General features: G+C 40.9%; 15 protein-coding genes, 1 pseudogene and 1 riboswitch. Of the genes and pseudogenes, 9 read left to right on the top strand and 7 right to left on the bottom strand.

The features are described 5' to 3' along the window. The first annotated feature begins 222 nt into the window (after positions 1 to 222). From ACFX4H_RS11960 to ACFX4H_RS11950, 3 genes are read left to right on the top strand one after another with little or no spacing between them, the layout of a single operon-like run. The gene (locus ACFX4H_RS11960; RefSeq protein ID WP_241635011.1) at positions 223 to 705 is read left to right on the top strand and encodes a DUF2975 domain-containing protein; all 483 of its coding nucleotides are present in this window, start codon (positions 223 to 225) and stop codon (positions 703 to 705) included. Positions 706 to 715: 10 nt separating this feature from the next. After that, the gene (locus ACFX4H_RS11955; protein WP_034309451.1) at positions 716 to 937 is read left to right on the top strand and encodes a helix-turn-helix domain-containing protein; all 222 of its coding nucleotides are present in this window, start codon (positions 716 to 718) and stop codon (positions 935 to 937) included. A 55-nt stretch (positions 938 to 992) separates the two neighbouring features. Continuing rightward, the gene (locus tag ACFX4H_RS11950) at positions 993 to 1,784 is read left to right on the top strand and encodes a DUF817 domain-containing protein (RefSeq protein WP_377435638.1); all 792 of its coding nucleotides are present in this window, start codon (positions 993 to 995) and stop codon (positions 1,782 to 1,784) included. Positions 1,785 to 1,867: 83 nt separating this feature from the next. Here ACFX4H_RS11950 and ACFX4H_RS11945 read toward each other — a convergent pair whose 3' ends face one another. Further along, positions 1,868 to 2,182, bottom strand: a complete 315-nt coding sequence (locus ACFX4H_RS11945) for a DMT family transporter (RefSeq protein ID WP_377435362.1) — start codon at positions 2,180 to 2,182, stop codon at positions 1,868 to 1,870. Further along, positions 2,182 to 2,523, bottom strand: coding sequence for a DMT family transporter (locus ACFX4H_RS11940; protein ID WP_377435361.1), 342 nt, complete (start codon positions 2,521 to 2,523; stop codon positions 2,182 to 2,184). Before ACFX4H_RS11940 ends, ACFX4H_RS11945 begins: the two co-directional genes overlap by 1 nt. A 73-nt stretch (positions 2,524 to 2,596) precedes the next feature. Then, a riboswitch (guanidine-I (ykkC/yxkD leader) is annotated at positions 2,597 to 2,697 on the bottom strand. A gap of 451 nt (positions 2,698 to 3,148) precedes the next feature. Here ACFX4H_RS11940 and ACFX4H_RS11935 point away from each other — a divergent pair. Continuing rightward, positions 3,149 to 3,364 (top strand): annotated as a pseudogene (locus ACFX4H_RS11935) (response regulator transcription factor); the annotation flags it as partial. Further along, positions 3,365 to 3,550 (top strand): sensor histidine kinase, encoded by a 186-nt coding sequence (locus ACFX4H_RS11930; protein ID WP_241635547.1) that lies wholly within the window; start codon positions 3,365 to 3,367, stop codon positions 3,548 to 3,550. Positions 3,551 to 3,612: 62 nt separating this feature from the next. Here the strand turns inward: ACFX4H_RS11930 and ACFX4H_RS11925 are convergent, their stop codons facing one another. Beyond that, complete coding sequence (locus ACFX4H_RS11925; protein ID WP_034309442.1) at positions 3,613 to 4,584, bottom strand: DMT family transporter; 972 nt, start codon at positions 4,582 to 4,584, stop codon at positions 3,613 to 3,615. A gap of 501 nt (positions 4,585 to 5,085) precedes the next feature. Between ACFX4H_RS11925 and ACFX4H_RS11920 the strand changes: the two genes are divergently transcribed. Continuing rightward, a complete protein-coding gene (locus ACFX4H_RS11920; RefSeq protein WP_053536026.1) occupies positions 5,086 to 5,370 on the top strand; it encodes a transition state genes transcriptional regulator AbrB in 285 nt (94 codons plus the stop codon). Positions 5,371 to 5,430: 60 nt separating this feature from the next. Here the strand turns inward: ACFX4H_RS11920 and ACFX4H_RS11915 are convergent, their stop codons facing one another. Further along, positions 5,431 to 5,868: a GNAT family N-acetyltransferase gene (locus tag ACFX4H_RS11915; RefSeq protein ID WP_377435359.1), complete on the bottom strand. Its 438-nt coding sequence runs from the start codon at positions 5,866 to 5,868 to the stop codon at positions 5,431 to 5,433. Positions 5,869 to 6,028: 160 nt separating this feature from the next. On the opposite strand from ACFX4H_RS11915, the gene ACFX4H_RS11910 reads away from it, so the two are divergent. Then, positions 6,029 to 6,244, top strand: a complete 216-nt coding sequence (locus ACFX4H_RS11910) for a hypothetical protein (RefSeq protein WP_377435358.1) — start codon at positions 6,029 to 6,031, stop codon at positions 6,242 to 6,244. 77 nt (positions 6,245 to 6,321) lie between these two features. On the opposite strand, the gene ACFX4H_RS11905 is transcribed toward ACFX4H_RS11910, so the two are convergent. The 3 genes from ACFX4H_RS11905 to ACFX4H_RS11895 are packed head-to-tail and all read right to left on the bottom strand — an operon-like array spanning position 6,322 to position 10,031. Then, positions 6,322 to 7,467, bottom strand: coding sequence for a Ger(x)C family spore germination protein (locus tag ACFX4H_RS11905; protein ID WP_241635003.1), 1,146 nt, complete (start codon positions 7,465 to 7,467; stop codon positions 6,322 to 6,324). 4 nt (positions 7,468 to 7,471) lie between these two features. Then, positions 7,472 to 8,956, bottom strand: coding sequence for a spore germination protein (locus tag ACFX4H_RS11900; RefSeq protein ID WP_377435356.1), 1,485 nt, complete (start codon positions 8,954 to 8,956; stop codon positions 7,472 to 7,474). After that, complete coding sequence (locus ACFX4H_RS11895) at positions 8,931 to 10,031, bottom strand: endospore germination permease (RefSeq protein ID WP_377435354.1); 1,101 nt, start codon at positions 10,029 to 10,031, stop codon at positions 8,931 to 8,933. The genes ACFX4H_RS11900 and ACFX4H_RS11895 overlap by 26 nt, the downstream gene beginning before the upstream one ends. 233 nt (positions 10,032 to 10,264) lie before the next feature. On the opposite strand from ACFX4H_RS11895, the gene ACFX4H_RS11890 reads away from it, so the two are divergent. Both ACFX4H_RS11890 and ACFX4H_RS11885 read left to right on the top strand, forming a co-directional pair. Then, positions 10,265 to 10,783, top strand: coding sequence for a YfiT family bacillithiol transferase (locus ACFX4H_RS11890; protein WP_098937248.1), 519 nt, complete (start codon positions 10,265 to 10,267; stop codon positions 10,781 to 10,783). Between the two features lie 33 nt (positions 10,784 to 10,816). Next, a complete protein-coding gene (locus tag ACFX4H_RS11885) occupies positions 10,817 to 11,329 on the top strand; it encodes a GNAT family N-acetyltransferase (RefSeq protein WP_249597337.1) in 513 nt (170 codons plus the stop codon). Positions 11,330 to 11,333: the final 4 nt, after the last annotated feature.

Below are 11,333 nucleotides of genomic sequence, written 5' to 3'. Positions count from 1 at the left end.
GAGGATTACCGCCCGCCCCGTGGAAAGCGAGCATCTGGAGTGGAAATCAACCACAACTCACTACCTGGTAAATAGCAATAAAGTATGTGGAAACAGCCATTTTTAAAAAGAATAGGATATTTCAGTAACAATAATAATATAATAAAAAACAACAATGTTTTATTGTAAAACGATAAAACGTATGTTAAATTAAATGGACAATAAATAAGTGAGGTGCTTTTTATGAAACTAGGAACAACACTCTTTTTAAAGATGGCTGTTATTCTTATTGGAATTCCGGTTCTTGCTTTGTGCATCTTCTTGGTGCCTGGGATAGCGAATTTTGCAGCAGAATTATATCCGGATATGGCTTATTTGAAATATCTCGTTTTAATCGATTTGTATGCATCGGCGATACCTTTTTACTTTGCCCTATATCAAGCCTTTAAACTTTTAAGCTATATTGACAAGAACAAAGCTTTCTCGGAATTATCTGTAAGAGCTTTAAAGATTATAAAAAACTGTGCAATCACAATAAGTGGCTTGTATGTGGCAGGCATGCCGCTCTTTTATCTCATCGCGGAAATGGACGACGCCCCAGGTATCATATTAATCGGAATGGTCGTTATTTTTGCTTCAATGGTGATTGCAGTCTTTGCTGCTGTTCTTCAAAGGCTTTTACAAGAAGCCATCGATATAAAATCAGAAAATGACTTAATAGTCTGAGGTGATTAACTTGGCAATTATAATCAATATTGATGTGATGTTGGCTAAAAGGAAAATGAGTGTTACAGAACTTTCCGAGAGGGTTGGAATAACGATGGCTAATCTTTCCATATTGAAAAATGGCAAGGCAAAAGCGATTCGATTAACTACCTTAGATGCGATTTGTAAGGCTTTAGAATGTCAACCCGGGGATATTTTAGAATACCGAAATGATGAAGGCACTCAAGATTAAGATTTATAAAGGGGAGTTACTCATGAATGTAGATAAAAAATTGGAGGCACCAATCATGAGGGCACTAAAACAACTCGTTCGTTTTGGTTGGGAGCAGGCCCTATCATGCTTGTTTCCTGCCGTTATTTTTGCCTCTTTGGCTATGACAAAATTCATCCCGCTTCCCTTTCTGCCGCGGTATGACTGGCTGCTCATCATCTGCCTTCTGATGCAGTGGTGGATGCTGCGTTCCGGGCTTGAAACACGGGATGAACTAAAGGTCATCACCTTGTTCCACCTTATTGGTCTTGCCCTTGAACTTTTCAAGGTGCATATGGGCTCCTGGAATTATCCAGAGGAAGGATATTTCAAGATTTTTGGAGTGCCTCTGTATAGCGGATTCATGTACGCTAGTGTAGCGAGTTATCTTTGCCAGGCGTGGAGGAGGTTAAAGGTTGAACTGATCAAGTGGCCGCCGTTTTTTGTCGTTGTATCCCTTGCGCTTGCGATTTATTTGAATTTTTTCACCCACCATTATTGGATGGATGTTCGTTGGTGGCTATCTGGACTTGTCATCATCGTCTTTTGGCGAGCATGGGTCACATACGAAGTTGGTGGAACCCGTTATCGTATGCCAATCGCATTTTCTTTTGTGCTCATCGGATTTTTCATATGGATAGCCGAAAATATCGCAACGTTCTTTGGAGCTTGGGAATATCCTAACCAAACCGATGCATGGAGTCTCGTACATCTAGGAAAGGTAAGCTCATGGCTCTTACTGGTGATTGTCAGCTTTCTTATAGTAGCGACGCTAAAACAAGTTAAGGGGAAAGATTCCGCTGTGATGGATGAGGGTCAAGTTTTATAAGATGAATTATTCAAGTTAGATAAAAATAAGTATAGACGACACATTGTGTCGTCTTTGATTTTTTCTATGCTTATATGTCATTCCTATGAAACAAGTTTTAATCCCACTGCTGCGCCAAGGACCATGGCTATAAAAACGACCCTGCGCCAATCTTTGGATTCCCCGTATAAGAGCATTCCGATTATCGCTCCGCCTGATGCGCCGATTCCTGTCCAGATAGCGTAAGCCGTTCCCATCGGCAAGGTTTTCATGGCATAAGCAAGAAACAGGAAACTTGCTCCAAATCCGATGAATAACAGCAGTAAAGATTGCCAATTTCTGTATTTGTGCAATTTATTGATCATCGCAACTCCAAACATCTCAAAAAGCCCCGCTAAGATTAAAGAGACCCAAGCCATTATGATTCATCCCCTTTCTCTTCCTTATCATCCGTCACTAGCTTCAAGCCGATCACCCCTGATAATAAGAGGAGGATCAATAGTGTTTTGCTCAGCTTGAAGGATTCTCCAAAGAAAAGGATTTCGGAAAAAACGGTCCCGGCAGTCCCCATACCGACAAAAACGGCATATACCGTTCCGACAGGAAGCTTCCTGCCAGCCATTATCATCAAGTAAAAACTGATGGTGATCGAAATGACCGTTCCAGTCCAAGTCCAAAAGTCATCTGCATGTTTTAAGCCAATCACCCAAAATACTTCAAAAAAAGCTGCAATGAATACTTTAATCCAGTTTGTGCTCATGTAATAACGCACCTCCGATTTTATTCTTTACCAAAAAAACAAAAAAAGCCCAAGAGATAACTGTTAAAACAGTTTCTCCCAGGCTTTTATCCTTCCGTGACACAGCATGCTGTGAGTTTTCTCTCGGACCAGACCAGCAATGAGACGCACTGCGGAACCCTAGAAAACCTTTGACATATACAATTACCTTTCATTATACATACTTTTTGAACTTACTCAAGGTAAAAGTTTTGTCAAATTCCAGGCCGATTTTTCCCTAATATCCGCATATGCCAGTTTGCCTATAGTTTTTTTATTTGGGTGAGTTGTGGTTGATTTCCCCTCCAGATGCTCGCTTTCCGCGGGGCGGGCGGTGAGCCTCCTCGGCGTAAACGCCTGTGGGGTCTCACCTGTCCCGCTGCTCCCGCAGGAGTCTCGCACTTCCGCTCCAATCAACCATAAATAGTTTCATTTTAAAAACAACAATCTTTACGAAAAGATAGCAACAAAGTATGTGAAAACAGCCTTTTATTTAAATAACGCAACATAAGGTACGAGACACCTGGGGGCGAGCATTAGCGGATTGCTTTGCAATATGATGAAAAAAAGTGGATATGTCCCTTAGCCGGCATTTTCAGGGACGGAAGCAATATTGTACGTGGAGAAAAAGAAATGGGATATGGTGTTGTTGGATTTAATGCTGCCAGGAATGGACGGGGAGGAAGTTCTTCGTAAAATTAGGGAGCATCATCATTTCCCTATTTTGATTATATCTGCAAAAGGAGAACAGCAAACGAAAATAAATGGATTGCGCGCTGGGGCAGATGATTTCATTACGAAGCCATTTGATATTGAAGAAGTAATGGCAAGAATAGATGCTCATATCTTTGATAGGTTTTATACAGGTGATACTGCAAGAAATAAAAAAGGAACGGGACTAGGGTTATCCATTGCGCAAAGTTTAATGAAAAAAATGAATGGTGAGCTTTTTGCCACTCTGAAAAATCATCAATTCATCATGACCTGTCAATGGAAAAAAAGAACATAGTCCGCTTCTGTTTTCGCACAAAAAAGCCCCGAAAATTATCCGGGGCTTTTTTGGCTTGCTATTTAGGCATTCACTGTCCGTTTCGGGGATGGACCTTCTTTTTTATGTGATACATAGCTATGCAGGATCATTCCCATGATGACGATAAAGATGCCGAACCACGATAACGGAGAAGGAATCGGTAAAGATAGGAATAGTAATTCGCCAGCCAGGGCAAAAAGGACCTCCATCGATTGTGTTGCTTCAACTGAAGCTAATTTCTGCATATTTCCGCGTACCAAATCGGTCGCCATGAAAAAAAGGACCGTGGCGATGACTCCAGAAAATAGTGCCACCAAAAGGGATTGGAAACTCTGCATCTTCGTCGGCGCACCTACTGTAAAGAAACCGTACAAGGAAAGCAAAAACCAGAATGGAAGACTCGCCAAAGTCATTCCCAAAACCCGCTGATAAGCATCCAGACGCCCCTCGGATACTTCCATCATTTTGCGATTTCCCAAAGGGTATGCAAACGAAGCGATGACGATTGGAATCACTCCCAGCCAAAGATCGGCCATTGAAATGTGTTTGGTATGTTCCAGCTGCATCAGGATGATCCCAAGCAGAATGATCATGGACATGAGGAGGCCTTTCACAGAAACCCTTCCTCTTTGCCTTTCGATCCCATCTTTCGTTTGGACATTTTCAAAAAACAGCGGCGCAAGCAGCGCACCCGAAATGATCGTGATTTGCCAAGTTCCGGCGATCAGCCAGCCAGGTGAGTAGGCGGACGCAAAGCATAAAGGAGCATAAAATAACCCAAATCCGACAAAACTCCAAAGCAGCCAAGGACCTGGCTTTTCTCTCATCACTTGTAAAAGGGGACGCAGGTTTTTTCTGCTCCATACGATACACAACAGAAAGGGCACCATAAAGAAATAACGCAGCGAAGCACTCCAAATCCAACTTCCGCCAGACAGCTCCATGGCCTGATTCAAAACAAACGTAAATGCAAAAAAGAAAGCAGAACAAATACCTAATATAATCGGACGCAATTGACTCACCTCAATCTGTTTTATGAGTCAGTAAGACTCTGGAAGGATGGCAATCGTTTCGGCTTTCTGAAAAAAATTCAGATATATCCACTGTTTCAAAAGCGGAATGAATTTTCGGAATATTATAAGCGATCAATTTAAATTTTCCTTCAAAAGCAAAAGAAAATCAACAGGATTCTTTTAAGCTAGTGAAATTCATTCTTCGTGATTCGACATGAAATGAAAAGAAAGCTTTTTGGAATTAAATGAAGGCGTTTCCATTTTCGGATTTAAATTAGAAATATATACCAAAGGAAGAAGCGGTAAACGTTGTCGTGACGCGTGTTATGAAGGAATTGCTAATATTTTATATAAAAATCATATAGAGGCAGATAGTATATGAAGATACGAGAATTGACGAATATGGTAGGTAGTGGTATCTTAATAGAAGTGCAAATAATGTCGAATGGTGACGAAATATATAAATGCAACATTCGCAAGAAAGTTAGTGGGGTAAATTAAATGAAATCTACAGGTATTGTACGTAAAGTTGACGAATTAGGGCGGGTAGTCATTCCAATTGAACTGCGCCGAACTTTAGGAATTAATGAGAAAGACGCTCTGGAGATTTATGTAGAACAAGAGCGCATCATCCTTCAAAAATATAAACCAAACATGACTTGTCAGGTAACAGGTGAAGTTTCCGATGACAATATGAAACTTGCTGACGGTAAATTAATACTTAGCCCAGAAGGTGCCGAACTTCTAATTAAAGAAATTCAAGCCAGCATGGAAACTGCTAAATAATTAATATACTAGATAAATAGCATCCAAGTGTAGGGAAGGTTTTCCCTACACTTTTTTTAATTAAATGCTGAAATAATAAAAATGGTTCGATTCACGGGCGAAACCAATCTTTTCATAAAGTCTCTGTGCTTTCACATTATCCTGGCCAGTCTCCAGTGAAACCCCTTTAGCACCTGTTTCACGTGCAAAACCGATGGCCGCGTTCAATAACACCTCGCCAAATCCCTTTTTACGGGCGGACTCCTTCACGAATAAATCATTCAATATCCATGACCGCATCATACTCACAGACGAAAAAGAAGGATACAATTGTACAAAACCAATTGGACTTCCTTCATCAAACGCCATAAAAATCACAGACTCCCCTTTTGTCAGCCTTTCCCTTAAAAACTCCCTTGCACGACCAGGATCAGAGGTTTGCTCATAAAACACCCTGTATAAATCAAAAAGTTCCGTCAGTGATTCCAGCTCATGTAATGTTGCCTTCTGTATGCTCATAAATGGCCTCCCAAAATGTTAGAATACTCTAAATTTACCATTTAACCATGCTATCCGCCAAATTCCGGACCGCATTTTCCAAACCCCTAAATCAGGATGGAGCTCAAATAGGCACCATCCTGATTTTTTCGGCTATAAACCCAAGGTGAGCAGCAAACTTATGAGATATCAGCGTTTACTCGTGAGTTTAGTCGATTTACTCGTGAGTTTGGAGCAAATACTCGTGAAATTGGGTGATTTACTCGTGAAAGGAGCATTATCCATAGAATACAGCAGTAATCTCATGAGATATCAGCGTTTACTCGCGAGTTTAGTTGATTTACTCGTGAGATTGGAGCAAATACTCGTGAAATTGGAACAAATACTCGTGAATTAAGCCGATTTACTCGTGAATTCAACATTATCCAATAATATTGGGTATTATAAATTCCAAACCGAATCCTCAAATCTTCATTACTCTAGTGGTTTAGCTTCTAAGCCACCTGTGTTAAGGATATGTACCTTTACGTTTATATCATGAATTGAATCCTTATCTAAATAATCCTTAGGCTCTTTTAAATGATTCTTTTGCCAGTATTTTAACTCTTTGATATAAAGGGTTTTGCCTAGGTTTAAAGGGTCCGCGTTCTTTTGGAGCCCTGTTTTAAATGTTGATAGGATTTCCTTTTTTATTTGGCTTTCGAATTTCCGTTTTATTTTGTCGATATCGATTTGGGTATCAAGCCCCAGTATTTTGCCGGAAACGTCAATTTCAATATCGAATTTGTACTTGCCATCCTTGAGAACAGGTTTCACTTTATGATCCGGATGAGAGAAAGAGGCATAGATGTCTTGCTTATTCATTGTGATGTTCACTGGAGTTTTGTTGGTCCTTTTAGTGAGCCAGCGGACACCGCTCAATTCTTTTTCAGAGAACCAGGGCTGGGACACTTTATAGTAAATGACAAATGCTCCATCCATATAGAGGCTTTTTCGCTTTTTATCTTTTTCCTTCCAAACTTTATCGTTCCAGGAAATGGAGGGTAATATGGTGGTAGATGCTTTTTCGCGCTGGTCAGAGTAATACCTTTGGACCGTAATGGGTTGGATGAATGATCTAATCCGGTATACATCATCCGGAAAATATAATGTCGAGTATAAAGGTGACAAATTAAAAAAGCCATTAATGGAGAAAAGCTGTTCCATGGAACTTTTTGTGGCAAAGATATTAGCTGAGTATCTGAGTAATTGGTTTCTGTATATATAATCCACTATTTCTGTGCTTTGCCGATTTAAAACATTTTCACTGATTACAAATGTGGATACATGCCCTATATAGAGAGACTGTTGAGTATTGCGCATTAGTTGATTAATGGCGATTGAAATGGACCGTCCTTTTTGTTTCCCTACATATACGGGAGGAGCTTGCGTCGGCTTTGCCTCCGTTTTAGCTACCGCAGCGAAGTCTACAAGTTGCGTATAGACTATGTATTCCCCATCTTTGAAATCTATCCCGATGGCCGTTATATAATGAAAGTCCTGGATCGTTTTTTCATCCCAACAGCCTGAAAGAAATAGGAGTAAATGTAGGGTCAACCAAATTTTACAGATGCGGAACATGGCCTTACTGCCCCTTTCTGGTTTTATCATTAGCGGCCAAGGATCGTTTGCTCATGGAATTCCATGGCGACTTTAGGAATGAATCCAGGATTTTTTTGATTCTTGGCGGGTTCATTCCGCCAATATATGAAACCCCGAAGGAATCCAGTCTGGATAATAAAGTGACAATGGTGAGTAAACCGATTATCATGCCGTAGATTCCATAAATGCAGCTTAGTAACAGCACAAACATTCGCAGAACGGTAACGGCACCTGTTAAAGACTGGTTTACAAGTGTATAAGATGCGACAGAGGTTACGGCAGTGACGACAAGCATGGTTTGTGATGTCAGTCCTGCCCTTATCGCTGCATCACCGACAATTAGGCCTCCTACAACCGCAACTGTCTGCCCAACCGCTTTCGGTAACCTGACCCCGGATTCACGGAATAATTCAAATAAAATGAGCATGAGAATGAATTCCATCGTGGCAGATAAGGGAAGCCCCAGCCTTGAGAGGGTTATGGTGGCTAGTAACGGGAACGGCACCTGTTCAATATTGAAAGCGGAAATGGAGATCCAAAACCCCGGCAATAAAACGGTAATGCCAAGCCCCATAAAGCGAAGAAGTCGCTCAAGGCTTACAAATAGATAAGGAAGATTCGAATCTTCTGCGGTTTTTATTTGCAATAGTAAGGTAGAAGGGGCCACGATTACCGTTGGCATGCCGTCCACGATTAGAATGAATCTTCCTTGATTGAGTGCTTCGACTACAAAATCAGGGCGACTCGTATAATGGGTGAGTGGGAATATACTATATTTACTGTTAGTGATCAATTCCTCCAATTGTTGGCTGCTCACCAATATATCTAAATTAAGGGAGTTAATTTCCGTTCTTACATTTTTAATGAGTTCTTTATTGATGATGTCATCCATGTACATCAGTCCTACTTTAGTTTGACTGCGCCTGCCAACGATAAACTCTTCATAGGCAAGCGATTTTGTTTTTAGCCGCTTTCTGATTAAAGCCGTATTGATGGAAATGTCCTCGACAAACCCATCTCTTGGACCTCTTACCGAGACCTCGAAGGAAGACTCCTCGGGCTGCCGGTTCGGCACGTTGGACAATTCGATTGAAAATAACTCTTGGACTGAGGGTATGAATAATAAGGCATGCCCGGAGAAAATCAGCTGCTGGACGTTATTGAATTCACTATCGATGGTTACTTTCCTGAGGTCTATCAAGGGTTTTAGCTTGTTGATTGATTCTTCGGCATCGATGCTCTCATCCAATTCCATCATTTTGTTTAACTTTTCCAAAATTCCTTCGTTCAGTAAACTTATGTCGGCCATACCCGAGCAGTAAAAAATAAGGACAGGAATGGGTCTTTCGGTTTCTCCGATATAAATCATTTCAAACTTGATATCTGAGCTTGAACTGAATAACTCCCGAAATGTTTCCTCCCTTAATTCTAAGAGGGGTGGCTCATTTTTGGATCGTTTCATTCGCATGTCGTTTCCCCTCCTTAGATCTGATGAAAGTGCCGATAAACAAAAAGGCGGACAACAGTAACAGGAAATAAAAAGCGCCAGGATAGTAGAATGTCTGGCTTACATGCAAGAACTTGAAATTACTGAATGGTACGATGGAGATGACGACCATCAGAAAACCTACAGCGAAAAGAATTCCAAGCTTCACATTATTAGTTTTTCCTTTAAAGACTTCCATTATTAAGAATAACGCCATTGAAACACGGATATAGGCACCAGCAAGCCATTGGTAAATGGAAAAGAAGTCTGTATGTTCAATATATTTACCAATTGTCAGCAAACGCCATTGTTCATAGGCGGGGTACCTCATGACTTCGGCTAAGCTCGGCCCGAATTCAGCGAGTGCTGCTGTTAATGGGCCAAGAAGTAAAAACACTAGTTCAAGGCATAAGAATACTAATACCTTTATCTTGAGCTTATCCGAAAGTTTCTCTTGAAAAAAAGCGATTAAAATCAGTTCGGCAAGGCCATAACCAGAATACTGAAGGGTTTTTATGCCATGAAAATATCCATTCTCGAAAAGGGGAAGGAGGTGGCTATAGTCTTTTGTCGGTATATTTCCGGTCGCAACGAAAATGCCAAGAATGACGACTATTGGCAATAATACAGAAGAGCAAATCGCGATGGAGCGCATACCAGAATGGGCAAGAAAAATGCATAGCAGCGTAAACGGAATGATAATCGCTAAACTTGGGGTTTCAAAAAGAAAGCTTGTCGTGATCCAATCAATCGTTTCCTTTGTAGTGGCCAAAACAAGACTGATCAGATAAATCACGATAAAGAATAAAGCGATATTTTTAATGTGTTTTCCAAATCTATTTTCAAGCCAATCCGTCAAGGATTGATTATCCATATTCTTGATTATTCTCGATAATATATAGGCCCAAATCGGGATCAATCCAATAGTAAGGATAGAAAAAAACCAAGCATCCCTTCCGCCGGTGGATAGGAGGAAAGGGATCAAAATAACGTGATTAAGAAGGCCGATTGATAAAAAGAAGATGCTCAGGGTTTGTATCGAACTGATTTTCTTCAAGATGATCCCATCCCCATTTCCATTGTTGAAAGCTTGGATTGATGCACATGCCATTCATTTGTTTATGGTTGCTAAATATGGAAATAGTATTCGTGCTAATGTTGTGGAATAAATTCCCTGATATTTAGTGATGAGAGTAGAGCAAAGCAAAGTATGCCGGAAAAAGGATTTGTCTTAATCGATAAAGAATATATATAGATGCTGTTTTTATTGAACATCAAGGTGGAATGAAGATGGATTTAAGATACCCGGTCGGGAAGTTTCAGTTTGACGGGGAAATTACTTGTGGTATAGCCGAGGGGTGGCTCAAAGAAATTGAAGCTTTGCCTCGGATGCTGCGTGAAGCGGTAGGTAACATGGATGATGAACAGCTTGATACGGCTTATCGGCCTGGAGGATGGACGGTCCGCCAGGTGGTGCATCATGTTGCCGATAGTCATATGAATGCGTATATTCGCTTCAAATTGGCCCTTACGGAAGAAAGTCCTGTCATTAAACCGTACGAGGAGGGGCAATGGGCTGAGCTGCCTGATTATGATTTGCCGATTGAAGTATCTCTATCACTGCTCGAAAGTATACATATCCGAATGTGTAAACTTTTATCGGACCTTCATGCTGATGACCTGAGCCGGACATTCATCCATCCTGATTCAGGAAAGGTGACTGTCGGTGAAAATATAGGCATTTATGCTTGGCACGGACGACATCACCTGGCTCATATTACTTCTTTATCAAAGCGCCAGGGATGGTGAATATATTATATCTTCTAAAAGGTTGTGATTACTTTGAATGCCGATGTGAAAATCGAACAATTAACATCAATTGGATACCATCTTAATGAACTTTCCGACCTTTTGGTGCAGGTGGTGGATGATGGTGCGTCCATCGGTTTTTTACCACCCATGAAACAGTCTGAGGCCGTTGATTACTGGGGTAGTGCCATGAATCGTGATGTGATTCTGTTGGTCGCTAAGTTACAGGGTAAGATTGTCGGGAGTGTACAGTTACATTTATGTTCAAAGCAAAATGGCGGCCATCGAGCGGAAATTGCAAAATTAATGACACATACTGGTTATAGAAGAAATGGCATAGGACGTTCACTCATGCTAGAGGCTGAGCAGAAGGCCAAGCAGGAAGGGCGGACATTACTGGTCCTTGATACGAGGGAAGGAGATCCTTCAAATCTCCTGTATACCTCATTGGGATATATTCAGGCAGGCAGGATTCCTGATTATGCGAAATCTGCAAATGGTGAATTCCAACCGACCATTTTTTATTATAAAAATAATCTCGAGTAACGAA

Origin of the sequence: Peribacillus sp. YIM B13477 (assembly GCF_042787955.1) — a bacterium.
In the GTDB taxonomy this organism is placed as follows: Bacteria; Bacillota; Bacilli; order Bacillales; family DSM-1321; genus Peribacillus; species Peribacillus frigoritolerans.
Note: the sequence above shows the minus strand (reverse complement) of the source record. Positions and strands in the feature narration are given on the sequence as shown.

What these genes read in the sequence shown, in the direction of transcription:
- ACFX4H_RS11960 (WP_241635011.1), top strand. Translation starts at nt 223, where the DNA reads ATGAAACTAGGAACAACACTCTTTTTAAAGATGGCTGTTATTCTTATT.
- ACFX4H_RS11950 (WP_377435638.1), top strand. Translation starts at nt 993, where the DNA reads ATGAGGGCACTAAAACAACTCGTTCGTTTTGGTTGGGAGCAGGCCCTA.
- ACFX4H_RS11945 (WP_377435362.1), bottom strand. Translation starts at nt 2,182, where the DNA reads ATGGCTTGGGTCTCTTTAATCTTAGCGGGGCTTTTTGAGATGTTTGGA.
- ACFX4H_RS11940 (WP_377435361.1), bottom strand. Translation starts at nt 2,523, where the DNA reads ATGAGCACAAACTGGATTAAAGTATTCATTGCAGCTTTTTTTGAAGTA.
- ACFX4H_RS11930 (WP_241635547.1), top strand. Translation starts at nt 3,365, where the DNA reads ATGGCAAGAATAGATGCTCATATCTTTGATAGGTTTTATACAGGTGAT.
- ACFX4H_RS11920 (WP_053536026.1), top strand. Translation starts at nt 5,086, where the DNA reads ATGAAATCTACAGGTATTGTACGTAAAGTTGACGAATTAGGGCGGGTA.
- ACFX4H_RS11915 (WP_377435359.1), bottom strand. Translation starts at nt 5,868, where the DNA reads ATGAGCATACAGAAGGCAACATTACATGAGCTGGAATCACTGACGGAA.
- ACFX4H_RS11910 (WP_377435358.1), top strand. Translation starts at nt 6,029, where the DNA reads ATGAGATATCAGCGTTTACTCGTGAGTTTAGTCGATTTACTCGTGAGT.
- ACFX4H_RS11905 (WP_241635003.1), bottom strand. Translation starts at nt 7,467, where the DNA reads ATGTTCCGCATCTGTAAAATTTGGTTGACCCTACATTTACTCCTATTT.
- ACFX4H_RS11900 (WP_377435356.1), bottom strand. Translation starts at nt 8,956, where the DNA reads ATGCGAATGAAACGATCCAAAAATGAGCCACCCCTCTTAGAATTAAGG.
- ACFX4H_RS11890 (WP_098937248.1), top strand. Translation starts at nt 10,265, where the DNA reads ATGGATTTAAGATACCCGGTCGGGAAGTTTCAGTTTGACGGGGAAATT.